We start from the raw sequence: 24,064 nt of genomic DNA, 5'->3' as shown, positions 1-24,064 counted from the left end.
GGTACAAAAACCAAATAAAAAGAATCAGTAACACGTTTAAGAGTAATTCTTGAACGTGTTTTTTTGTTCTCAAAATATGGCAGATTGCTTTATACAACTTAAATATTATCTCAGTCGAGAAGACTCCCACTTCTTTCAGGTGGTGAGTAATAGCAAATTTGTCTCAGTGGGAGTCCAATCTCCGACTGAGATAAACGCTCCGCGGGGATGCGCAGTGATTCTGATAGGAATATGTCAGCTTCGCTGACCAGAATCACGCGCCAAGTCTCACGGACGTTCGACTTGAGTTATCTGAAAAATTAATTATAGTAAAAAGTACTAAAAAAGATTATAATAAAGCTATATTAATCGTGCAAAATTGTATATTTCGCCAGAAATAAAAAAGGCAAAGAAAAGTAGTCACTTGACCTTTTAAAGACATTTCATTTCAAAATATAATATATCAAAAGGAGGACCAAAACGTGGAAATTTTTAAGGGGTTACCATCCAAAAAACGAGAATACATGAATATTCTTTTTCGTAATTGTACGGAAGAAGTAAAGTATTATATGTCAGTTGTGGAAATAGAAGCTGATCAGACATTTATTAAAGCTGGAGAAGAGTGTAAATATATATATATCGTTTTATCTGGTAAAGTAACCGGAATAGAATGGCCGATGAATGAGAAGTCTTATTACTTTAAAGATTTTGGACCGGGAGATTTCTTTGGAGAAATCGAGTGTTTTGCAGGAATGGATAATTATAGAATTGACATTTTATCATCTACAAAGTGTCGATTGCTTGCAATTCCTTGTGTATATTATATGGAATGGATGCATATGGATGTAGATGCATTATATATGCGGACACAGGAAAATATGAAGCGGTTAGTTATGCAGACTGCAGAGGCAAGAAGGTATTTGTTTATGGAAGGAAAAGACCGGTTGATGGTACATTTAGTTCGAAAATATGAACAAAAGCAGCCATTACCGGAAAAACTTGAATTAAAACAGACAAGAACAAGAATCTCGGAAGAAGTTGGCATATCTATGAAGACATTAAACCGTAATATTAAGAAATTAGAAGAAGTAAATCTAATACAATTGAACAAGGGCAAGATAGTCATTACGAAATCGCAATATATGATTATGAAAAAAGAACTTGAATATTATGTTAACGGAGAAAATGTTTTTTAAACACATCGTAGAGTGCGGTAAAAATAAAAGGATAAAAGGGAGGAAGAAAAATGTATGTAGGTAAAAAAGTAACTCGTGTCGATGCATATGATAAAGTAATCGGACGTACACGATATACGGACGATTTGTGTGACAAAGGTGCGTATGTTGCACGTATTTTGCATTCAACAATTGCAAATGGAAAGGTTATTTCTATTGATACAACAGAGGCTGAAAAAATTCCGGGAGTAGTAAAGGTCTGTACATGTTTTGATTTAAAAGAAAAACATTATTTCCCGACAGCCGGACATCCATGGTCAACGGATGAATCGCATCAGGATGTAGCGGACAGATTGGTGTTAACAGACAGGGTAAGATTTTATGGGGATGATATAGCAGCAGTTATTGCAGAAGATGAAGTTTCAGCAGCACAGGCACTTCGTGTTATTAAAGTAGAATATGAAGAATATCCATTTGTACTGGACGTTCATGAAGCAATGAAGGATGGAGCACCACAGTTACATGAGAACTATCCGAATAATATTTTAAAACATACAACAATCCGTAAAGGAAATTATGAGGAAGCAATCAAAGAACCTGGTTTGATCAAAGTAGAGGGATGGTATAGCACACCAACGGTACAGCATTGTCATATTGAAAACTTTATTTGTTATGCTGAGAAGGAAGCTGATCGAATCAAAATTGTTAGCTCAACACAGATTCCACATATCGTTCGTCGTGTCTGTGGTCAGGCATTAGGAATAGACTGGGGTAAGATCCGTATTATCAAACCATATATTGGCGGTGGATTTGGTAACAAACAGGATGTATTGTACGAGCCATTGTGTGCATGGTTATGTTTGCAGGTTGGCGGTCATTTAGTAAAATTAGATGTTCCAAGAGAAGAAACTTTCGTATCAACTCGTGTACGTCATGCAATTCATAGCCACATTGTTTCATGGGTAAGACCGGACGGAACGTTTGCGGCACGTAAGCTGGAAGCATTTTCTGATCAGGGTGCATATGCATCTCATGGACATAGTATTTGCGCCAAAGGAGTCGGAGCATTTCCACAGCTTTATCCATGTGACAATGTAGAGGCAGACGCCTATACTGTATTTACAAACAAATCAGTAGCAGGTGCTATGCGTGGTTACGGAATTCCACAGGCAATGTGGGCAGTGGAATGTCACACAGAGGAAGTAGCAGCGAAATTGAATATGGATCCAATAGAATTCAGACGTAAAAATCTGATGCCGGTTGGATTTGTAGATGCATTTTCTAAAAATGAATTGTATTCTGATACATTTAATCAGTGTATTGATAAGGGTATGGAAGCTACAGATTTCAAGAGAAAATACGAAGAATATAAGAATCAGACTGGTGATGTAAGAAGAGGAGTAGGAATGGCAGTATTCTGGTACAACACAGCAGTATGGCCGATATCTCTGGAAACTTCTTCTTGTAGAATGGTACTTAACCAGGATGGTTCCCTTCAGGTACAGCTTGGAGAAACTGAGATCGGACAGGGTGCTGATACAGCATACGCTCAGATGACAGCAGATGTGCTTGGAGTTCCAATGGACATGGTACACGTTGTTTCATGTCAGGACACAGATATAACTCCATTTGGAACAGGAGCTTATGCATCACGTCAGACATATACAGCAGGATTTGCAATTCGTCAGACAGCATCACTTTTGAAAGAACACATTTTGAAATATGCACATGAGTTGACACGTATGCCGGAATATAACTTAGATATTATTGATGGTAAGATTGTACGTGTGACAGACAAAAGAGAACTGATGTCTTTAGGAGAATTATCAACAGAAGCTTTGTATAGCTTAAATCACAGTCAGCATCTGTCAGCAGAGAGTACAGCACAGATTAAATCCAATGCATATTCATTTGGATGTACATTTGCAGAAGTAGAAGTAGATATCCCAATGTGCAAGGTTAAATTGCTTGACCTGGTAAATGTACATGATGCAGGAACACTTATCAACCCTGCATTGGCTGAGGCACAGGTACATGGTGGTATGAGTATGGGAATTGGCTTTGGATTGTCAGAAAAACTGTTGTTTGATCCAAAGACAGGAAGAGCATTGAATAATAACTTATTGGATTATAAATTATCAACATTTATGGATCATCCAAATTTACGAGCATATTTTGTTGAAAATCCAGAGCCTACAAGTGCATTTGGAACAAAATCATTAGGAGAGCCGCCTACATGTTCTATTGCACCGGCAATCCGTAATGCGGTATACCATGCAACAGGCGTATTTGTAAATGATGCACCGGTAAATCCACATAATCTCTTCCGTAAATTAAAAGAAGAACATATGATAGAAGGGGGCGAATGATTATGTACGATATTAAAGCGTTATATGAAGCAGAAAATGTAGAAGAGGCGATCAGACTTTTACAGGAACATCCAGAAGCACAGATCATTGCAGGGGGAAGCGATGTACTTGTGCAGATGAGAGAAGGAAAAAGAGCAGGAAAAGAACTGGTCAGCATTTATATGATCGATGAAATGAGAGGAGTTTCATACGAAGAGGACGATGCAATCCGTATCGGTTCGCTTACCAGCTTTTCACATATTACAAAAGATCCGATTATTCAGAAACATATCAATGTACTTGGGGAAGCAGTTGATATGGTAGGAGGACCACAAATCCGAAATATAGGAACAATCGGTGGAAATACATGTAATGGTGTAACTTCTGCGGATTCAGCATCGACACTTCATGCATGGGATGCTGTGGTAGAAATAACAGGACCGGAAGGTGTACGTAGAATACCGATTAAAGATTTTTACATAAAAGCAGGAGTTGTAGACCTGAAACCAGCAGAAATTCAGACAGCAATTATTATACCGAAAGAATCATATGAAGGTTATTATGGACATTATATTAAATATGCTATGAGAAATGCCATGGATATTGCAACTACAGGTTGTTCGGTTAATGTAAAACTGTCCGAAGATAAAAAAACAATTGAGGATGTCAGAATTGCATATGGTGTTGCGGGTCCGGTGCCAATGAGAGCACCATCAGCAGAGCAGGTTGCAAAGGGAAAACCAGTAACAAAAGAAGTTGTTGAAGAATTTGCAAAAGCTGTATTAGAAGACATTAATCCACGAGACAGCTGGAGAGCTGCTAAGGATTTCCGTCAGCATATCGCAGTTGTTCTTGCTAAGAGAGCGTTGACAGAATCAATTCGACTGGCAGGAGGTGAAATAGATGAGTAAGCAGTATAAATTACTTTCTTGTACGATCAATGGAAAGAAAGTTGAGAAGATGATCGATGTCCGTGCTTCGCTTACGGACGTACTTCGAGATGATTTTCGAATGACCAGTGTAAAAAAAGGATGTGAAGTAGGGGAATGCGGAGCGTGTAATGTTATTATTGACGGCGAATGCTTTAACTCTTGCATTTATCTGGCAGTTTGGGCTGAAGGAAAAGAAATTCTTACATTGGAAGGACTTGCAGGACCGAATGGCGAATTATCTGACATCCAGCAGGCATTTATAGATGAAGCAGCTGTGCAGTGTGGGTTCTGTACACCGGGATGTATTATGAGTGCAACTGAAATTTTGAATGCAAAAAGAGAGTTTTCTGATGATGAAATACGAAAATTAATGTCAGGACACTTGTGCAGGTGTACAGGATATGAGAATATATTAAGAGCGGTGAAGAAGACAATGCTGCGAAGACTAGGAAAAAATGAAGAGGCGGATGCAATTTAGAAAAAAGTTTATGAAAGAAAAAGGTATTTGGTATGAAAGTTAATAAAGAGGAAAATATCACCACAGTAAGTGAAGAGAATATTTACAAGTTAAACGGACGAGTTCCACTTAATAAAGCAATTCCGTTTGGATTGCAGCATGTATTGGCTATGTTTGTATCGAACTTAGCCCCTGTATTGATTGTATGTAGTGCAGCTCTTGTGAGGGGGACAGGAGATCATCTGACTGCGGTAGAGATTACAAGATTATTGCAGTGTGCAATGTTTGTAGCGGGTATAGGTACTTGTTTACAGTTATATCCGATATGGAAAATCGGTTCCAAACTGCCAATCGTTATGGGAGTTAGTTTTACATTCCTTGGAAGCCTGTTAATGATCTGTACGAATCCTGATCTTGGATATGAAGGTATGGTTGGAGCAGTTATCCTCGGTGGTATTTTTGAAGGTTTGGTCGGACTCAGTGCACAGTATTGGAAAAAATATCTGACACCAATCGTATCTGCCTGCGTAGTAGTTGCAATAGGATTGTCTTTGCTTCCTGTTGGAATGAACTCATGGGGAGGTGGAAGCGGCTCAGAAACATTTGGTGCATGGTACCATTTGTTTATCGGAGCTGTAACATTACTGATTTGTCTGGTATCTAGTTACTTATTAAAAGGTGTGTATAAGAACCTGAATGTTCTGGTAGGATTAGTTGGAGGTTACATATTATCTGCAATTTTTACAGTTACAGGAATTGCTCCGATGATCGACTTTTCAGGAATTGCAAAAACAATTGAAGAGGTTGGTTTTGTAAGTATTCCAAGACTTGTGTTCTTCACAAGCCACAAGCCGGTATTTAATCTTGGTGCATTCTTTACAATTGCAATCGTGTTCCTTGTATCTGCTGCGGAGACAACAGGTGCAACAACAGCAATAGCAAAAGGTGCATTGGACAGAGATTTAAAAATGGAAGAATTGCAGGGGTCTCTTGCAGTTGATGGATTTTCAAGTGCGATTTCAGGATGCTTTGGATGTCTTCCGCTTACATCTTTCAGCCAGAATGTCGGATTGGTAACAATGACAGGCGTTATTAACCGTTTTACAATCTTAATGGGAGCAATTATTTTGATTTTAGCATCATTATTCCCACCACTTGGAGCATTCTTTAACTCACTTCCACAGGCAGTACTTGGCGGATGTACAGTTATGATGTTCGGATCTATCATGTATGAAGGTGTGAAGATGATGAAGGATTGTGAATTCAACAACAGAACAATGATCATTGTATCACTTGCATTCTGTGTTGGTGTTGGTTTAACTCAGACAGATGGAAACTTCTTTGCTGCATTCCCGGCAGCAGTAGGTGATATCTTTAATGGAAATGCAGTTGCAGGAGTATTTGTGGTATCATTACTTCTCAGCTTGTTCTTGCCGAAACATACAGGGGAAACAGAAGAATAAAAAGTTTTTATCTCAGTCGAGAAGACTCCCGCCTCTTTCAGGTGGTGAGTAGCTTTTCGACTTGAAAAGAATAAAAGCAAATGGTCTGGATGCGAAAAGCGTTCGGATCATTTGCTTTTTTGTAATCAGAAGAGTTAAGAACAAAAATTGTACATGAAATTTTGCTGTAAAACTTTTTTTCTGAAATTTAAGAAATAAAAATGCAAAAAATTAACTGTTTTTTGAATAATTACGAAGAAGTTTCATGATTTGAGAAGTGCTAAACTATAAATATAAAACGAAGAGAAGTTCAAAAGAACTGCCGAGTGAAAAGAAAGAGAGGAAATAAAAATGGCTAACAAACTTCCAGTTGGAATACAGGTTTATGGTTTAAGAGATCTTCTGGAAAACACTCCGGAAAATTTTAAGAATGTGATGCAGAAAATTAAAGAGATGGGATATGACGGTGTGGAACTTGCTGGATTGTATGGTCTGGAACCAGAGAACGTAAAAGCAATTCTTGATGAGGTTGGACTTATACCAATCAGTGCACACGTTGCATTTGCAGAGATGATGGATAACTTAGATCAGATTCTCAAGGATTATTCTACAATCGGTGTGAAATATCTGGTTATGCCTTACATGGCAGAAGAATATCGTCCGGTTAATCCAGAAGGATTTGAGAGCTTCCTTCCACTTTTAAATGAAGTAGGAAAGAAAATTCATGATGCAGGAATGACATTCTTGTATCACAACCATGATTTCGAATTTGTAAAACTTCCAGACGGAAGATGGGGATATGATGCAATGTTCGAAGCAATTCCTCATGACCATCTGATGTCAGAATTAGATACTTGCTGGTGTGATGTTGCAACAGGAGAGGCACCAGAATTCGTAGAAAAATATACAGATCGTATTCCAGTTGTACATTTGAAAGACTACATCAAAAAAGGTGAAGTTAAAAATATGTACAAACTGATCGGTATCGACACAGAGGAAGAAGAAGGAGATACAGGATACTTCGGATTCCGTCCAGTAGGATTTGGACAGATGATCTGGGAGCCGGTATTAGATGCTTCTATTAAAGCAAATGCAAACTGGGTTATCGTAGAGCAGGATGAGCATTACGAAATGGATCCATTGGAATGTGCAAGAAGAAGCCGTGAATATCTGAAAATCTTAGGATGGTAGAGAAATAACAATATTTCATTAAAATAAAGAAGGAGAACTATAATAATGAAAGAGATTAGAATTGCAATTATCGGAACAGGTATGATTTCTCACAGACATATGACAGTTATCAATAACCTGAAAAAACAGGGACAGGCACTTACTGTTGTAGCTGCAGCAGAAATCGACAAAGACAAATTGGAAGCATTCGGAAAACAGTATGGTATTCCAGAGGAAAATTTGTACCAGGATTTCCGTGAGATGCTCAAGAGAGATGACATTGACGAAGTAGAAGTTTGTGTACATAACAACCTTCATACATCAGTTGCAACAGCAGTTATGGCAGCAGGATTTGACTGCTATTCAGAGAAACCAATGTCAGCAAGCTATGCAGACGCTAAGATTCTCTATGATGCACAGAAAAAATATGGAAAGAAACTGGCTATTCAGATCAGTTCTATCTACAACCCACAGACTCGTATCGCTAAGAAAATGATCGAAGAAGGAAAACTTGGTAAAGTTTACCATGCAAGAAGTGTTGGACACAGACGTCAGGGACGTCCTGGATATGATATGCCTTTCTTCAGCAAAGACTTTATCAATCCTAAGGTTGGTGTACATGGACCACTTTTCGATCTTGGAATTTATCACTTGGCACAGATGCTTTACGTATTAGGAATGCCTGAACTTGAGAGTGTATACGGAGTACAGTCTTGTGATTACTGGACAGATGAAAGAATCGACAAGATTACAAATCGTATCGCTCCAGTAGAAGACCTTGGTGTTGGAATCGCAAGATTCAAAGGCGGTCTTTCAATGGATATCTATGAAGACTGGGCAATTCACATGGATGAAATCGGAACAAGCTTTGTTGCAGGTTCTGAAGGTGGATTGAAATTCATCGACGTAGATACAACAGGTGGTCCTCTTGCAGTTCCAGAAGGTGGACAGATCATGGGAGGCGGAATGCTTCAGAAACCAAGACTTGAGTGGTTCGGTGTTGATAAAGATGGCGTTCTCTTCGAGAATAAATTGGATTGTGCAATCGGTGATATCACAGGACAGCAGGAACTTATGCTTCACCCTGAAATGGAAATGTACAATGATAACCAGTTACAGTGGTATTCATACCTCAGAGGAGATCTGGATGATACTACAAGAATTGACTCTCCATATATTGCAATGCAGACAGCATTCTTGTCAGAAGGTGTAGTGCTTTCAAGTGAACTTGGACGCAGCGTAACAGCAGATGAGATCAAAGCTCTTTCTAAGTCTATTGCACTTCGTGAGCAGGAGACACCATTTGGAACAATCAAATACGATTTTGACGAATACAAACCAGAATAATAAATCTTTGAGTAAGAGTTGGATTTCGCAAGAATCCGACTCTTCTTTTTTTGCATTTACCCTCGATTTATGATATTCTATATTACAACGATTTCCGATACAAGGAGGTAAAAATTATGCAATTAAGTAAGTTATTAGAACGTTTAGAATATGAAGTAGTACAGGGTAGTGACCAGATTGAGATTTCTACATTAATCAATGATTCCAGAAAAGTGGAAAATGGAAGCGCATTTGTATGCATCAAAGGTGCGGTTGTAGATGGACATGAGTTTGTGCAGCAGGTTGCAGAAAAAGGGGCATCAGCTGTTATTGTAGAAGATGAGGTGGATGCACCGAAAGATATGACAGTAATCCGTGTTCCGGATACACGTTATGCTTTAGCTTTGATGTCAGCTGCGTATTTTGGATATCCGGCAGATAAGTTGAAAGTAATCGGTATTACAGGAACAAAGGGTAAGACGACAACAACTTATATGATTAAATCTATCTTGGATGCAGTTGGTCACAAAGTCGGACTGATTGGTACAATTGAGGCAATCATTGGTGACAAACATATTCCGGCAGCAAATACAACACCGGAATCTTATACGATTCACAAATATTTTGCAGAGATGGTAGAAGCTGGTTGTGATTGTGTTGTAATGGAGGTTTCATCTCAGGGATTGATGCTTCATCGTACAGCAGGAATCCCATTTACAATTGGTATTTTTACAAATCTGGGAAAAGATCATATTGGACCAAATGAACATAAGGATTTTGATGATTACAAACGTTGCAAAGGTCTTTTGTTCAAGCAATGTGAGATTGGAATTGCCAATGTAGATGACAAATATTTCGAGGATGTATTTGCAGGCGCAACTTGCAAGACAGAGACATTCGGTTTTTCTGAAAAAGCAGATTTGCGGGCAACAGATACGCATCTGGTATCCAGACCGGGATATCTTGGAGTGGCATACAAGGTGGAGGGACTGATGAATTTCGATGTGGAAATCGATATTCCAGGAACATTCAGTGTCTATAATTCACTTACGGCGATTGCTGTATGCAGACACTTCGGTGTGCCGATAGATGCAATTAAAAAGGCACTTAAGGTTGCGAAGGTAAAGGGAAGAATCGAGATGATAAAAGTATCAGATGACTTTACACTCATGATTGATTATGCACACAATGCAATGAGTCTGGAAAGTCTTTTGACTACATTGAAAGAATACAATCCAAAGCGTCTGGTATGTTTATTTGGCTGTGGAGGAAACCGTTCCAAAGACAGACGTTATGAGATGGGAGAAGTCTCAGGTCGTCTGGCAGATTTGACTATCATTACATCGGATAATCCAAGATTTGAAGAACCACAGGCGATTATTGATGATATTAAGACAGGAATTCAGAAAACAGATGGAAAATATGTAGAAATCTGTGACAGAAAAGAAGCTATCAAGTATGCGATTGAACATGGACAGACTGGAGATGTCATTGTTCTTGCCGGTAAAGGGCATGAAGATTATCAGGACATCAAAGGTGTAAAACATCCGATGGATGAGCGGGTGCTGATCCAGGAAGTCTTAGAAGAATTGAAAGCAAAATAGGAGAAACTTGTGTTTGCAAATATTATTGTAGATATCACACACGAAAAGTTAGATAAGATTTTTCAATATAGAGTCCCCTCCCATATGGAAGGGGAACTTTCTATCGGTATGGAAGTTTTGGTGCCATTTGGAAAAGGAAATCGTATGACAAAAGGTTATGTGGTGGATTTTACGGAAAACTGCGATTATGATTTGTCAAAGGTTAAGGAAATTGCCGAGATTTCAAGAAAAGGCATGGCAATTGAAGGAAAGCTGGTCGCATTGGCAGCCTGGATGAAGGAGAATTACGGTGGAACTATGATTCAGGCACTCAAAACCGTACTTCCGATAAAACAGAAAGAGCAGGCAAAGGTTAAGAAAAAGGTTCGTCTTTTATTAAATGAAGAAGAAGGGAAAACAAAGCTGGATTTTTATTTACATAAGAATCAGAAAGCGAGAGCGAGACTTCTTGCAGCACTTCTCGATGAACCAGTTTTAGATTATGAGCTTATTAATAAAAAGTTAAATATTACACTGAATGTTGTTCGAGCTTTGGAAGAACAAGGTGTGCTTTCAATAGAGTCAGAACAGGTATACCGAAATCCGATACAGAATCGAAAACAACAAGAGAAGGACATTTGCTATACAGTTGAGCAGAAGAATGCGATAGAGTGTTTTTGGGGAGACTATCAGAGACAACAATATGGAACATATCTGATTCATGGTGTTACCGGAAGCGGTAAGACAGAGGTGTATATGGAAATGATTGCAAGAGTGGCAGCCAAAGGGCGGCAGGCAATTGTTCTGATCCCTGAAATTGCATTGACATTTCAGACTGTGATGAGGTTCTATCGAAGATTTGGTGACAGGGTATCTATCATGAATTCAAGATTGTCCGCAGGTGAGCGATATGACCAAATGATGCGGGCGAAGGCAGGAGAGATTGATGTGATGATAGGTCCGCGTTCCGCATTGTTTACGCCATTTCCTAATCTTGGATTGATAGTAATTGATGAAGAACATGAGAATACATACAAAAGTGAACAGATTCCACGATATCATACAAGGGAGACTGCAATCGCCAGAGCAAAACTGGAACAGGCAAGTGTCATATTAGGATCTGCAACTCCGTCTGTGGAGGCAATGTACCGTGCAAAGCATGGAGAATATAAATTATTGGAGCTTCATAATCGTTCCGGCAATCAGGAGATGGCTAAAGTTCATGTAGTAGATTTGAGAGAGGAATTGCGGGAAGGCAATCGTTCAATCTTGAGCAGAAAATTACAGCAGATGATTGCAGACAGGCTGCAAAAAAAAGAACAGATTATGCTCTTTTTGAATCGACGTGGTTATGCCGGATTTATTTCCTGCAGGGAATGTGGATTTGTTGTAAAATGTCCACATTGTGATGTATCATTATCGTATCACCGCAATGGGAAAATGGTTTGTCATTATTGTGGGTATGAACAAGAAAGAGTACAGATATGTCCGGAATGTGGTTCCAGACACATTGGAGAATTTAAAGCCGGAACACAGCAGATAGAAGAAGTGGTGAAGAAACATTTCCCAGAGGCCAGGGTGCTGCGTATGGATCTGGATACGACCCGGTCAAAGGACGGACATGAGAAAATTCTGGCGGCATTTGCAAATGAAGAGGCAGATATTTTAGTTGGAACGCAAATGATTGTAAAAGGGCATGATTTTCCAAATGTAACGCTGGTTGGAATCCTGGCAGCAGATATGTCATTGTATTCAAATGATTATCGTGCAGGAGAGCGGACATTTCAGCTTCTGACTCAGGCAGCGGGACGAGCCGGACGTGGAGCAAAAAAAGGAGAAGCTCTTATTCAGACATACAGTCCAAAGCATTACGCAATTGTTACAGCGGCAGCACAGGATTATGAGGCATTTTACGAGGAAGAAATCCACTATCGTGAACTTATGGGGTATCCGCCTGTGGATAACTTACTCGCAATTCTCGTAAGCTGTGAAAAAGAAGCACTTTTGGAAACCGGCTGTAAATATCTGAAAGAATTTGCAGTTCGGATAAGAGGTGCAGAAGAAGTAGCGATTATAGGACCGGCCAGTCCGGGAATTGGAAAAATCAATGATGTATATCGTAAAGTGCTCTATCTCAAAACGGAAAAATATGATACATTGATAAAGATGAAAAATAAATTGGAACAATATATTGAAGTGAATCCTGGATTCAATCCGATGCGAATCCAGTTTGATTTCAATCCGATGCATATTTCATAAGAAATATTTAGAGCGTACATAAATAAAAGAATTAATAGGAGGATATTATGGCAATCAGAGAAATTCGTGTAGTTGGAGACGATATTTTAACAAAGAAATGTAAAGAGGTAAAAATGATAACTCCGCGTACAGAGACATTAATATTTGATATGTTAGATACAATGTACGAAGAGATGGGAGTTGGACTTGCTGCACCACAGGTTGGAATTTTGAAAAGAATCGTAGTAATTGATATCGGAGAAGGACCAATCATTATGATTAATCCTGAAATTCTTGAGACATCAGGGGAGCAGACCGGAGAAGAGGGATGCTTAAGCCTTCCGGGAAAATATGGTATTGTGACAAGGCCAAACCATGTGAAGGTTCGTTTTCAAGATGAGCACATGGATACTGTAGAGATGGAAGGAGAGGGACTCCTTGCCAGAGCATTCTGTCATGAGATTGACCATCTGGAAGGAAAGATGTATATGGAACTGGCAGAAGATGGAATCCATGACAATAAATATACTGAGGAAGATTATTTGAACGAGGAGGAATAGACTCATGAGAATAATATTTATGGGAACACCGGACTTTTCTGTTGGAACATTGGAAGCACTGGTAGAAGCAGGACATGAAGTATGTCTTGTTGTGACACAGCCGGATAAGCCAAAAGGAAGAGGAAAAGAAATGCAGTATACACCGGTAAAAGAAGCTGCATTGAAACATGGAATCGAAGTATATCAGCCACGTAGAATACGTGAAGCTGAGTGTGTGGAAAAATTAAGACAGTATAATGCAGATATTATGGTAGTGATTGCATTTGGGCAGATCATTCCGAAAGAGATTTTAGAGATGGTGCCATATGGATGTGTGAATGTACATGCATCTCTGCTTCCAAAGTATCGTGGAGCAGCACCGATTCAGTGGTCTATTATTGATGGAGAAGCTGTAACAGGTGTGACAACGATGCAGATGGATGAGGGACTGGATACTGGTGATATGCTGTTGAAGACAGAGGTGCCGATTACAGCAGAAGAAACAGGTGAGAGTCTGCACGATAAGTTAGCCAAGGCAGGAGCGGCACTTTGTGTAGAGACATTGGCAAAGCTGCAGGAAGGAAGCATTGTTCCGGAAAAACAGGGAGAAAGTCCGACCGCTTATGCAAAAATGCTTGATAAAAAATTGGGAAACATTGACTGGACGAAGTCAGCAGTAGAAATTGAAAGACTTGTTCGCGGTTTGAATTCATGGCCAAGTGCATACACTTACTGGAATAAGAAAGTGGTGAAAATCTGGAAGGCTTCTGTGACAGATGAAAATAGTAACGAGCAGGCAGGAACCGTTGTAAAGGTTGAAAAAGATGGTTTTTATGTGCAGACAGGAAACGGACTTTTAAAAGTACTTGAATTACAGATTCCAGGGAAAAAGAGAATGGATGCGGGAGCATTTTTAAGAGGTTATACAATTGAGCCTGGAGAAGTATTTCATCAGGAATAAGAGAGTAAAAGTGAATAAGAAGAGGGGCAATCAATCTATATACAGCGAGGAGAGATAGATATGTATGGTTTTTATTATGATCCAACCTATGTAATGGTATTAATTGGTGTTGTAATTTGTATGCTGGCATCAGCAAATGTCAACAGAACTTTTCAAAAATATTCCAGAATCCGCAGTCATAGTGGTATGACTGGACGTGAGGCTGCGGAGCGCCTCTTACATGCAAATGGAATTTATGATGTTACGGTTCAGCGTGTAGCAGGAAATTTGACAGATCATTATGATCCAAGAAATAAAACGTTAAATCTTTCGGATTCAACATATGCTTCTACTTCAGTTGCTGCAATTGGTGTGGCAGCACATGAGTGTGGTCATGCTGTGCAGCATGCCAATGGATATGCACCCCTTAAAATACGAGGTTCATTGGTACCGGTGGCAAATTTTGGATCTACATTGGCATGGCCATTGATATTGATTGGATTTTTGATTCAGGGAAATGCATCTGTTTTGCTGATTAATCTGGGAATCCTATTGTTCTCGGCAGCAGTTTTATTCCAGATTGTGACATTACCGGTGGAATTTAATGCATCGTCAAGAGCATTAAAGTCATTGGAGACAAATGGAATACTTTATACTGAAGAAGTAGCAGATACAAGAAAAGTACTGCGTGCAGCAGCATTGACTTATGTGGCAAGTGCGGCTTCTGCTATTTTACAGCTTTTACGTCTGATATTAATTTCAGGAGGAAGAAGACGAAATGACTAAAGCAATCAATGAAAGAGAGATTGTGCTCGAAGTCTTATTAGAAATTACAGAACATGGAATGTACAGTCACATTGTACTTCGTGATGTTTTAAATAAGTACCAGTACCTGAAGAAGAAAGAGCGTAGCTTTATCACAAGAGTGACAGAGGGGACACTGGAACATATGATGGAGATTGATTATATTTTAGATCAATTTTCAAAAGTGAAAGTAAAGAAAATGAAACCGGTAATCCGTAATATTATGAGAAGTGCAGTTTACCAGATGAAATATATGGACAGCGTTCCGGTATCCGCAGCCTGTAATGAAGCAGTAAAGCTGGCTGTCAGAAAAGGGTTTGGAAGTTTAAGAGGATTTGTGAACGGAGTTCTTAGAAATGTGGCACGAAATCTGGATCAGATTGAGTATCCTACAGAACCGCTTAAGAGATTATCAATTCAGTACTCCATGCCGGAATGGATTTTGAATCTGTGGCTAAAGGTATATGACAGTGATATCGTAGAACAGATGCTTCAGGCATTTCAGAGAGAAACTCCGCTTACGATACGTTGTAATCTGCGTATGGTAACACCAAAGCAATTAAAAGAACATCTGGAGGCCGAAGGCGTTACAGTTAAAGTGCATCCATATTTAGAATATGCATTTCATATATCAGGATTTGATTATTTGGGAGATTTGGAAAGCTTTCAAAATGGTGAGTTTTCAGTACAAGATATCAGTTCCATGCTTGTAAGTGAGTTGGCAGGTCCTAAAGAGGGTGACTATGTGATCGATGTCTGTGCGGCACCGGGAGGAAAAAGCCTTCATATGGCTGAAAAATTAAATGGAAGCGGACGTGTAGAAGCACGTGATCTGACAGAATATAAAGTCGGTCTGATTCAGGAAAACATTGAGAGAACCGGTCTGAGTAATGTGGAAGCAGTACAGCAGGACGCCTTGATATTCGATGAGACTTCTGTAGGAAAAGCAGATATTGTTCTGGCAGATCTTCCATGTTCAGGTCTTGGAGTGCTTGCAAAGAAAACAGATTTGAAATATAAGGCGACAAAAGAGGGAGCCGATTCGCTTGCAAAATTGCAAAGAGAGATGTTAAAAAATGTACAGGCATATGTGAAAGATGAAGGAAAACTGGTTTACAGTACATGTACGATCAATCCGGCAGAAAATATGGATAATGTACATTGGTTTTTAAATGAATATCCAGAATTTGAATTAATAGATATTCATGGATCATTGTGTGAAGAACTTCAGAAGGATGTGAAAGAAAATGGATGCATCCAACTGCTTCCGGGGGTTCATCAAAGTGATGGATTTTTCCTGGCATGTATGAAGAAAAGGAAATAGACAGAGAGAATGAAGAAAGATATTCGAGCATATACATACGAAGAGTTACAAGAAGAATTAAAAACTCAGGGAGAAAAAGCATTTCGTGCAAAGCAGATTTACGAATGGCTTCATGTGAAGACCATTGATAATTTTGACGAGATGACAAATATCTCAAAAGCATTGCGTGAAAAATTGAAAGAAAATTATGAGATCCTTTCCGTGCATATGTTGGAGCGGCAAGAATCCAAATTGGATGGAACAAATAAGTTTTTATTTCAGCTTCATGACGGCAATGTAGTGGAAAGTGTTTTAATGCGGTATAAACATGGCAATTCAGTTTGCATTTCCTCACAGGTAGGATGTAGAATGGGATGCCGCTTCTGTGCATCTACGATAGGCGGTCTTGTTCGCAATTTGTCTGCATCAGAGATGCTTGGACAGATTTATCAGATTCAGAAAATCATAGGGGAGAGAGTTTCGAATGTGGTAATTATGGGAACAGGCGAACCGATGGATAATTACGATAATTTTCTCAAATTTATTCATATATTGACAGATGAACATGGACTGAATATCAGTCAGAGAAATGTGACAGTATCGACTTGTGGGATTGTTCCACGGATTTATGATCTGGCAAAAGAACATTTACAGATCACACTGGCGTTGTCACTGCATGGATCAAATCAGAATAAACGAAAAGAATTAATGCCGGTTGCAAATAAATATGAGTTGTCAGAAGTGCTTGAAGCGTGCGATGCATATTTTGAAGAGACAGGAAGAAGAATTACGTTTGAGTATAGTCTGGTGCATGGAGTGAACGATACACCGGAAGATGCAAAAGAATTAATTCAAATATTAAAACCAAGAAATTGCCATTTGAATTTGATTCCGGTCAATCCAATCAAAGAGCGTGATTTTGTAAGACCAGATCGGAAAAATGCGTTGAATTTTAAAAATAAACTTGAAAAAAGCGGAATAAATGTTACTATAAGAAGAGAAATGGGCGCAGATATAGATGGAGCCTGCGGTCAGCTCAGAAGACGTTACGTAGAGACAAGTGAGGAATAAAGGAGAAGAATATGAAGACATTTTCGATTACCGATGTAGGTATGGTACGACAAGTAAATCAGGACTATGTCTATACGACAGACAATCCAATAGGACCTCTCCCAAACTTATTTGTTGTAGCAGATGGTATGGGAGGACACAAGGCAGGAGATTACGCTTCAAAATATACAGTTGAAGTGATGAAAAGAGAGCTTGCTCAAAGTGAAGAGAAAGACGTGGAGAAAGCGCTTGTTTCCGCAATTGAGAAGGCAAATCGAGAGATTATCAAGAAAGCATCGGAAGATGAACATTTGAAAGGCATGGGAACAACAGTTGTAGCAGCAACGATCGTAGATCATATGATGTATTTTGCAAATGTTGGAGACAGCCGTTTATATTTGATCAATCAAGGAATCACACAGTTGACAAAGGACCATTCGCTGGTTGAAGAGATGGTACGACTGGGTGGTATCAAACCGGAAGAGGCGAAGCATCATCCGGATAAAAATATCATTACGAGAGCAATTGGTGCTAAGAACAATGTCGATGTAGACTTTTACGAACACCGTCTGAAACGGGGAGATATCATACTGATGTGTACAGATGGTTTGAGTAATATGGTAGAAGACGAGGAACTATTTCATATAGTTCAGGGGGGAAGAGATATTGTAGAAGCCGGAACAGCATTAGTGGATGCAGCAAAAGAGAACGGTGGAACAGATAACATCGGAGTTGTTTTGATGGAACCATTTACTGATGAGGTGAGTATATGTTAAAAGAAGGGGTTTTTTTAGGAAAGCGCTATGAGATACTCGGGCGTATCGGCTCGGGTGGTATGGCGGATGTATATAAAGGTAAAGATCATAAGTTAAATCGTTATGTTGCCGTAAAAGTTTTGAAAAGTGATTATAGGAATGACGAATCATTTATCAAAAAGTTTGTAAGTGAAGCGCAGGCGGCAGCAGGTCTGATGCATCCGAATGTAGTGAATGTGTATGATGTAGGGCAAGATCGCGGACTGTATTATATGGTCATGGAGCTTGTTGAAGGAATTACACTAAAAGAATATATTGAAAAGAAAGAACGTTTGTCTGCAAAAGAGGCAATCAGTATTTCAATACAGATGATAAGCGGTATTCAGGCTGCACATAATCATCATATTATCCACAGAGATATCAAACCACAGAATATTATCATTTCAAAGGATGGTAAGGTTAAGGTTACAGACTTTGGTATTGCACGTGCTACAACATCGACGGCTACAATCAGTACGAATGTTATGGGATCGGTTCATTATACTTCACCGGAACAGGCAAAAGGCGGTATTGTAGATGAGCGGAGTGATATTTATTCAGCTGGTATTACCATGTATGAGATGGTTACAGGACATGTACCATTTGATGGGGATTCGACAGTATCAGTTGCGTTGAAGCATCTGAAGGAGAAGATTGTTGCACCATCAGTAGAAGTACCTGATATTCCTTACAGTCTGGATTGCATTATTATGAAATGTACAGAGAAGAATGTAGAGAGAAGATATCAGAATTGTCAGGATCTGATTTCTGATTTGAAACATTCTCTTGTAGATCCGGATGGGCATTTTGTAGATGAGCAGTTGGATGTATTTACCGGAAGAAAGCCGGCAGGTGATGAGACAATTCTGATGTCTGAGGATGAGATTCGAAGAGCTCAGGAACGCAGTTATTCACAGTCGGATGATTATGATGATTCAGATTATGACGATGACGATTATGACGATGATGATTATGATGACGACGATGACGATTACAGAGCACCGACTCAGAGAAGAAACTCAGATTATAATCGTAAAAAGAATGTAGATCCGAATACGAAGAAAATCATGAAAATTTTAATGGTTGTTGCAGCTGCGATTATTGCCATGGTTATTATATTTATGGTAGGAAATGCTATGGGTGCATTTAAAGGTGGTATCGGTCTGAATACAACAACGAACGATGCAAAAGTAGTAGTACCTAACTTGCTGGGAATGACAGAAGATGAGGCAAAGGCCGCATTAAAGAAAAAGAATCTTGGATATTCTATAGCAGGAAGAGAAGAATCAGATAAGTATGCAGCCGGCGAGATTATGGAACAGAGCGAAAAGGCCAATTCCAAAGTGGAAAAGAATACAGAAATAAAAGTTGTAATCAGTACCGGTAAAGCGAAAAAGACAGTATCTGTACCGGATGTAAAAGGTATGAGTGAGGATGATGCGCAGAAGACGCTTGAAAATCTGAATCTGGTTGTGGAGGCACAGGCACAGAACAATGATACCGTTGCATCTGGAAAAGTAATTTCAACTGATCCGGTAGCAGGAACACAGCTTACAGAAGGCAGCAAAGTAACCATGTATGTCAGTCTGGGAATTGAGTCTGTTGAAGTGCCAAGTATTACAGGCATGAGTTCAGAAGAAGCACAGTCTGCGATACAGAATGTTGGATTACAGGCTTCTGTTACAGAGGATTATAGTGATACCGTTGCGTCAGGAATGGTTATTTCACAAGATCCAGCCAGTGGCAAAGTAAAGAAAGGAAGCACTGTCAATATCGTGGTCAGCAAAGGAGCAAAGGTAAAAATGGTGACAGTTCCGTCTTTAAGTGGAATGACACAGCAGGCAGCAGAACAGGCCATTATAGATGCAGGACTTACGGTTGGAAGTGTTACAGAAGAATATAATGCAGGCGTTTCAGCCGGATATGTAATTTCGCAGACTGCTTCCGTTGGAAGTCAGATAGAGAAAGGCAGCAGTGTTGGCTTTGTAGTAAGTAAAGGAGCACAACCATCTACTGACAATGGAAACACAGGCGGAGAAGACAATGAATCTTCAGAGTTACAATAAAGGAATATTATGCAGGGAAAGATAATAAAAGGTATCGCCGGATTCTACTACGTTCATGTAGTAGAATCCGGCATTTATGAATGTAAAGCGAGAGGAGTTTTTCGAAAAGACAAGAAAAAACCACTCGTAGGAGATAATGTAGAGATAGAAGTACTGGATGAACAGGAAAAAACAGGAAATATTATAAATATTTTACCAAGAATGAACGAATTGATCCGACCGGCAGTGGCAAATATTGACCAGGCATTAGTTGTGTTTGCAGTAACAGAGCCAAAGCCACATTTTAATTTGCTGGATCGTTTTTTGGTTATGATGGAAAGCAAGGAGATTCCGGCGATACTTTGTTTTAATAAAAAAGATATCGCCAAGAAGCAGGAAGTTGCAGAATTAGAAGAAGTATACCGGGCATGTGGATATCCGTTGATATTGATCAGTGCAAAAGAGGAAGAGAATATTGAAGAAATAAAAAAAGTACTTCGGGGAAAGACAACAACGGTCGCAGGTCCGTCCGGAGTTGGAAAATCTTCTTTGATCAACTTGCTTCAGTCAGATATTCAGATGGAGACCGGAAGTATCAGCAAGAAGATTTCAAGAGGAAAGCACACAACAAGACATTCGGAGCTTATTACAATTGACGACAACAGTTACATTATGGACACTCCGGGCTTTAGCTCATTGTATGTAAATGAATTTGAAAAAGAAGAATTAAAATATTATTTCCGTGAATTTGCATCATATGAAGGGCAATGCAGATTTAACGGATGCGATCATGTGCATGAACCGGGATGTGCGGTTAAGGATGCAGTGGAGGAAGGTAAAATTCATAAAATCCGTTATGAAGATTATCTTGAAATGTATCAAGAATTAAAAAACAAAAAAAGATATTAATGGGAGATTTAAGTAAAATGAAAAACATATTAGCACCATCAATTTTATCGGCAGATTTTAAAGTGTTAGGGGAGCAGGTTAAAACTTGTGCAGAGAATGGCGCAGAGTATCTTCATTTTGATGTGATGGATGGAATGTTTGTATCAAACATTTCATTTGGAATCCCGGTACTTGCTTCAATCAAAGGTGCAGCAGATATCGTGATGGACGTACATCTTATGATAGAAGAACCAATCCGTTATGTAGAAGCATTTCATAAAGCCGGAGCAGATATTTTAAATGTGCATTATGAAGCATGTGAAGATGTTCAGGCAACGTTAGATGCCATTCACAAATGCGGAATGAAAGCAGGACTTACAATAAAACCGGCAACACCTGTAGAAGTGTTAAAACCATATCTTGATCAGGCAGAACTGTTTTTAATTATGTCTGTAGAACCAGGAAAAGGTGGTCAGTCATTTATTCCGGAATCCCTGGATAAAATTAGAGAATTGCGTGGATTATTAAACGAAAAAGGGTTAACAGCAGACGTAGAAGTTGATGGTGGAATCCATCTTGGTAATGCAAAAGAAGTTCTGGAATCAGGGGCTAATGTATTAGTGGCCGGTTCAGCAGTATTTAAAGATAACATTGCAGAAAATGTAAAAGGCTTTATGGAGATATTAAACGAAAATGAATAGACGAACAGTAGTTGTCAGCGGTGGAATGTTAGACGAAGAATTCACGTTGCAAATTTTAAAGAGCGAAGAAACCGAATACATTGTTGCGGCAGATCATGGATTAGAATTCCTATATAAGCATGGAATTAAGCCAGATTATATTGTTGGAGATTTTGACAGCACATCAGAAGAAATTGTAAATTATTACAAGACAGAAACAAAAGTGCCAATTCGGCAGTTTAATCCGGTAAAAGATGCATCTGATACCGAAATCGCACTTCGCTTGTGCCTCAATATGGGAAGAAAAAATATTGTAATACTTGGAGGAACAGGTACCCGTATCGATCATATCTGGGCAAATGTACAGAGCTTGAAGATAGCAAAGGATGCGGGGGCAGAAGCATGTCTGATGGATGCACATAATCGAATCCGTTTGTTAGATGAATCGAACATAATTCGAAAGTCAGAAGCATTTGGCCCATATTTTTCAGTTTTTCCATTAGACGGAGAGATTATAGATTTTAATATAACAGGGGCAAAATATCCACTGCAGCATCATACATTAATGCCGTTTGACAGTCTGTGTGTCAGTAATGAGTGGGAAGAGGAAGAAGTCGAAATCACATTTCCGGTGGGAAATGTAATTTTGATGGAGACAAGAGATTGAGGGGAAAATCAGAATATGGAGAGATTTGAATTTAGAAATATCCGTCAAGATGAGGTGGAACAGGCAATTGCTATAGAGCAAATTTGTTTTCCACCAAATGAAGCATGCTTACCGAGGGCAATGAAAGAGCGTATAGCTGCTGCACCAGAGTTGTTTCTTGTAGCGGTAGATAAAGATACTGGTAAAATAGCAGGATTTCTTAATGGATTATCTACGAAAGAATCCAAGTTTAGAGATGAATTTTTCACAGATGTAAGTCTTTATGATCCAGAGGGAAAGAATATTATGTTGCTTGGTCTGGATGTGCTTCCTGAGTATAGAAAGCAAGGACTTGCGAGAGAAATTGTCTGTCAGTATCGTAGAATAGAACATGAAAAAGGGCGCAATATGCTGTATCTGACATGTCTTGCAAACAAAGTGGAGATGTATAAAAAGTTTGGATTTGAGGATAGAGGAATTGCGGATTCTACCTGGGGTGGAGAAGAATGGCATGAGATGACTTGCAGAATATAGTGCTTAGGGAATAATAGATTAGATGATGAAATTATACGAGGAAGAGTAATAATGAAGGAATATAGATTCTATGGTTGGCAGAATGCCGATGTTCCTACTGTTAATGAAGAATATAAAAAAGTAAAAAATCCAAGACATCTGTATGATTTGTTGTCGGAAATCTGGTGCGCTGATACCTGTGCACCGAGAATGAGAGATGGTTGGTCAAAAGAAAATATGACGTTGGGACAGTGCTCGATTACTGCATTCCTTGCACAGGATATTTTCGGTGGAGAGGTATATGGAATCCGAAGGAGTGGTGGTAATTATCATTGCTATAATGTGATTGGTGATTGTATATTTGACCTTACAAGTGAGCAGTTCAAAGATGAGGTTTTATCTTATGAGAATAACCCTATCCAGAGTCGAGATGTTCATTTTGAAAAAGAAGAAAAGCGATTGAGGTATGAATTCTTGAAAGCAGAGTTAAGGAAGCTTATATCAGATGTGAGATGACTCCCACCTGTAGGTGGCGAGTAACAAATCAGTATCAGTGGTGGGAGTCAATCCCAATCTGATATAGCCTCCGGCAGGATTGCAGAGATGCGCAGAAGAAGTATGTCATGCATTGCATGACGCGCATTTCGCAGCAAGAATGCAGAGGCATTCTTGAACAGAGAGGGAAGAATAAAAAGTCCGTTACAATATACAGAGATGTTATGCATATTGTAACGGACTTTTTATATTATAGTCTAGAAAAATCAGGAGATATGTATGGTAATAGGAATTATAGAAGATGATAAAAAAGATATGTTAAAAGCGTTTGATACAGGAGCAGATGATTATGTGGTGAAACCATTTTCAATAAAAGTATTGTTAAAACGTATTGAAGTTGTGCTAAAGAGAAAATCAAATGAAAATATTTTTATGTGCGGACAGGTTATGTTATATTCCGATAGAAAACAGGTTTTTGTTGGAGAGACGGAAATATCTTTGACACTCAAAGAGTATCAGCTTTTAGAATATTTTATTATGAACCAGAACCAGGTTCTTACAAAAGAGATGATAATGGAAAATATATGGGGAATCGATAGTGAATTCATTGATCCTAACACAATTAGCGTTATGATCAGCAGATTGAAAAAGAAATTGAATGATTCATCGAATGTTATCAGTAATGTATTTGGAATGGGATATAGAATGGGAGAGTAG

The 24,064-nt window shown here is 39.0% G+C and carries 22 protein-coding genes; all 22 read left to right on the top strand.

Features of this window, described 5'->3' with window-relative positions; genetic code table 11:
- Positions 1-461: 461 nt before the first annotated feature.
- A complete protein-coding gene (locus H8S40_RS10460) occupies positions 462-1,175 on the top strand; it encodes a Crp/Fnr family transcriptional regulator (RefSeq protein WP_186865227.1) in 714 nt (237 codons plus the stop codon).
- Between the two features lie 50 nt (positions 1,176-1,225).
- Complete coding sequence (gene xdhA / locus H8S40_RS10455; RefSeq protein WP_117989452.1) at positions 1,226-3,523, top strand: xanthine dehydrogenase subunit XdhA; 2,298 nt, start codon at positions 1,226-1,228, stop codon at positions 3,521-3,523.
- A 2-nt stretch (positions 3,524-3,525) separates the two neighbouring features.
- On the top strand, positions 3,526-4,413 hold the full coding sequence (xdhB, locus tag H8S40_RS10450; RefSeq protein ID WP_186865226.1) for a xanthine dehydrogenase subunit XdhB: 888 nt from the start codon (positions 3,526-3,528) through the stop codon (positions 4,411-4,413).
- On the top strand, positions 4,406-4,912 hold the full coding sequence (gene xdhC, locus H8S40_RS10445; protein ID WP_117989454.1) for a xanthine dehydrogenase subunit XdhC: 507 nt from the start codon (positions 4,406-4,408) through the stop codon (positions 4,910-4,912). Before xdhB ends, xdhC begins: the two co-directional genes overlap by 8 nt.
- A gap of 32 nt (positions 4,913-4,944) precedes the next feature.
- On the top strand, positions 4,945-6,354 hold the full coding sequence (locus H8S40_RS10440) for a uracil-xanthine permease family protein (RefSeq protein ID WP_118725264.1): 1,410 nt from the start codon (positions 4,945-4,947) through the stop codon (positions 6,352-6,354).
- Between the two features lie 330 nt (positions 6,355-6,684).
- Positions 6,685-7,524: a sugar phosphate isomerase/epimerase family protein gene (locus H8S40_RS10435; protein ID WP_186865225.1), complete on the top strand. Its 840-nt coding sequence runs from the start codon at positions 6,685-6,687 to the stop codon at positions 7,522-7,524.
- Between the two features lie 45 nt (positions 7,525-7,569).
- A complete protein-coding gene (locus H8S40_RS10430) occupies positions 7,570-8,850 on the top strand; it encodes a Gfo/Idh/MocA family protein (protein ID WP_186865224.1) in 1,281 nt (426 codons plus the stop codon).
- Positions 8,851-8,966: 116 nt separating this feature from the next.
- The gene (locus H8S40_RS10425) at positions 8,967-10,433 is read left to right on the top strand and encodes a UDP-N-acetylmuramoyl-L-alanyl-D-glutamate--2,6-diaminopimelate ligase (RefSeq protein WP_186865223.1); all 1,467 of its coding nucleotides are present in this window, start codon (positions 8,967-8,969) and stop codon (positions 10,431-10,433) included.
- 9 nt (positions 10,434-10,442) lie between these two features.
- Positions 10,443-12,671, top strand: a complete 2,229-nt coding sequence (priA, locus tag H8S40_RS10420; RefSeq protein ID WP_186865222.1) for a replication restart helicase PriA — start codon at positions 10,443-10,445, stop codon at positions 12,669-12,671.
- A gap of 47 nt (positions 12,672-12,718) precedes the next feature.
- Positions 12,719-13,210, top strand: a complete 492-nt coding sequence (def, locus tag H8S40_RS10415; protein WP_022074668.1) for a peptide deformylase — start codon at positions 12,719-12,721, stop codon at positions 13,208-13,210.
- Between the two features lie 4 nt (positions 13,211-13,214).
- Entirely contained in the window at positions 13,215-14,150 is a 936-nt protein-coding gene (gene fmt / locus H8S40_RS10410; protein ID WP_186865221.1) for a methionyl-tRNA formyltransferase, read from the top strand.
- Positions 14,151-14,210: 60 nt separating this feature from the next.
- On the top strand, positions 14,211-14,915 hold the full coding sequence (locus H8S40_RS10405; RefSeq protein WP_118737284.1) for a zinc metallopeptidase: 705 nt from the start codon (positions 14,211-14,213) through the stop codon (positions 14,913-14,915).
- Positions 14,908-16,257, top strand: coding sequence for a 16S rRNA (cytosine(967)-C(5))-methyltransferase RsmB (gene rsmB, locus H8S40_RS10400; RefSeq protein WP_186865220.1), 1,350 nt, complete (start codon positions 14,908-14,910; stop codon positions 16,255-16,257). The genes H8S40_RS10405 and rsmB overlap by 8 nt, the downstream gene beginning before the upstream one ends.
- A gap of 9 nt (positions 16,258-16,266) precedes the next feature.
- Complete coding sequence (gene rlmN / locus H8S40_RS10395) at positions 16,267-17,307, top strand: dual-specificity RNA methyltransferase RlmN (RefSeq protein ID WP_118737286.1); 1,041 nt, start codon at positions 16,267-16,269, stop codon at positions 17,305-17,307.
- Between the two features lie 11 nt (positions 17,308-17,318).
- Positions 17,319-18,062 carry a Stp1/IreP family PP2C-type Ser/Thr phosphatase gene (locus tag H8S40_RS10390; RefSeq protein ID WP_118737287.1) on the top strand — a complete coding sequence of 248 codons (744 nt, stop codon included), beginning with the start codon at positions 17,319-17,321 and terminating at the stop codon, positions 18,060-18,062.
- Positions 18,056-20,146, top strand: a complete 2,091-nt coding sequence (pknB, locus tag H8S40_RS10385; RefSeq protein ID WP_186865219.1) for a Stk1 family PASTA domain-containing Ser/Thr kinase — start codon at positions 18,056-18,058, stop codon at positions 20,144-20,146. The genes H8S40_RS10390 and pknB overlap by 7 nt, the downstream gene beginning before the upstream one ends.
- 9 nt (positions 20,147-20,155) lie before the next feature.
- Complete coding sequence (rsgA, locus tag H8S40_RS10380) at positions 20,156-21,034, top strand: ribosome small subunit-dependent GTPase A (RefSeq protein WP_118725259.1); 879 nt, start codon at positions 20,156-20,158, stop codon at positions 21,032-21,034.
- A gap of 17 nt (positions 21,035-21,051) precedes the next feature.
- Positions 21,052-21,714, top strand: a complete 663-nt coding sequence (gene rpe, locus H8S40_RS10375; RefSeq protein WP_118737289.1) for a ribulose-phosphate 3-epimerase — start codon at positions 21,052-21,054, stop codon at positions 21,712-21,714.
- Positions 21,707-22,360 carry a thiamine diphosphokinase gene (locus H8S40_RS10370; RefSeq protein ID WP_118725258.1) on the top strand — a complete coding sequence of 218 codons (654 nt, stop codon included), beginning with the start codon at positions 21,707-21,709 and terminating at the stop codon, positions 22,358-22,360. The genes rpe and H8S40_RS10370 overlap by 8 nt, the downstream gene beginning before the upstream one ends.
- A gap of 15 nt (positions 22,361-22,375) precedes the next feature.
- A complete protein-coding gene (locus H8S40_RS10365) occupies positions 22,376-22,873 on the top strand; it encodes a GNAT family N-acetyltransferase (RefSeq protein WP_186865218.1) in 498 nt (165 codons plus the stop codon).
- 51 nt (positions 22,874-22,924) lie between these two features.
- On the top strand, positions 22,925-23,368 hold the full coding sequence (locus tag H8S40_RS10360; protein WP_186865217.1) for a YunG family protein: 444 nt from the start codon (positions 22,925-22,927) through the stop codon (positions 23,366-23,368).
- A 258-nt stretch (positions 23,369-23,626) separates the two neighbouring features.
- Entirely contained in the window at positions 23,627-24,064 is a 438-nt protein-coding gene (locus tag H8S40_RS10355) for a response regulator transcription factor (protein ID WP_243238231.1), read from the top strand.

This window comes from Ruminococcus hominis (genome assembly GCF_014287355.1).
In the GTDB taxonomy this organism is placed as follows: Bacteria; Bacillota; Clostridia; order Lachnospirales; family Lachnospiraceae; genus Schaedlerella; species Schaedlerella hominis.
Note: the sequence above shows the minus strand (reverse complement) of the source record. Positions and strands in the feature narration are given on the sequence as shown.

Coding starts and splice junctions, on each gene's coding strand:
- xdhA (WP_117989452.1), top strand. CDS start 1,226: ATGTATGTAGGTAAAAAAGTAACTCGTGTCGATGCATATGATAAAGTA.
- xdhB (WP_186865226.1), top strand. CDS start 3,526: ATGTACGATATTAAAGCGTTATATGAAGCAGAAAATGTAGAAGAGGCG.
- xdhC (WP_117989454.1), top strand. CDS start 4,406: ATGAGTAAGCAGTATAAATTACTTTCTTGTACGATCAATGGAAAGAAA.
- H8S40_RS10440 (WP_118725264.1), top strand. CDS start 4,945: ATGAAAGTTAATAAAGAGGAAAATATCACCACAGTAAGTGAAGAGAAT.
- H8S40_RS10435 (WP_186865225.1), top strand. CDS start 6,685: ATGGCTAACAAACTTCCAGTTGGAATACAGGTTTATGGTTTAAGAGAT.
- H8S40_RS10430 (WP_186865224.1), top strand. CDS start 7,570: ATGAAAGAGATTAGAATTGCAATTATCGGAACAGGTATGATTTCTCAC.
- H8S40_RS10425 (WP_186865223.1), top strand. CDS start 8,967: ATGCAATTAAGTAAGTTATTAGAACGTTTAGAATATGAAGTAGTACAG.
- def (WP_022074668.1), top strand. CDS start 12,719: ATGGCAATCAGAGAAATTCGTGTAGTTGGAGACGATATTTTAACAAAG.
- fmt (WP_186865221.1), top strand. CDS start 13,215: ATGAGAATAATATTTATGGGAACACCGGACTTTTCTGTTGGAACATTG.
- H8S40_RS10405 (WP_118737284.1), top strand. CDS start 14,211: ATGTATGGTTTTTATTATGATCCAACCTATGTAATGGTATTAATTGGT.
- rsmB (WP_186865220.1), top strand. CDS start 14,908: ATGACTAAAGCAATCAATGAAAGAGAGATTGTGCTCGAAGTCTTATTA.
- rlmN (WP_118737286.1), top strand. CDS start 16,267: ATGAAGAAAGATATTCGAGCATATACATACGAAGAGTTACAAGAAGAA.
- H8S40_RS10390 (WP_118737287.1), top strand. CDS start 17,319: ATGAAGACATTTTCGATTACCGATGTAGGTATGGTACGACAAGTAAAT.
- pknB (WP_186865219.1), top strand. CDS start 18,056: ATGTTAAAAGAAGGGGTTTTTTTAGGAAAGCGCTATGAGATACTCGGG.
- rsgA (WP_118725259.1), top strand. CDS start 20,156: ATGCAGGGAAAGATAATAAAAGGTATCGCCGGATTCTACTACGTTCAT.
- rpe (WP_118737289.1), top strand. CDS start 21,052: ATGAAAAACATATTAGCACCATCAATTTTATCGGCAGATTTTAAAGTG.
- H8S40_RS10370 (WP_118725258.1), top strand. CDS start 21,707: ATGAATAGACGAACAGTAGTTGTCAGCGGTGGAATGTTAGACGAAGAA.
- H8S40_RS10365 (WP_186865218.1), top strand. CDS start 22,376: ATGGAGAGATTTGAATTTAGAAATATCCGTCAAGATGAGGTGGAACAG.
- H8S40_RS10360 (WP_186865217.1), top strand. CDS start 22,925: ATGAAGGAATATAGATTCTATGGTTGGCAGAATGCCGATGTTCCTACT.
- H8S40_RS10355 (WP_243238231.1), top strand. CDS start 23,627: ATGGTAATAGGAATTATAGAAGATGATAAAAAAGATATGTTAAAAGCG.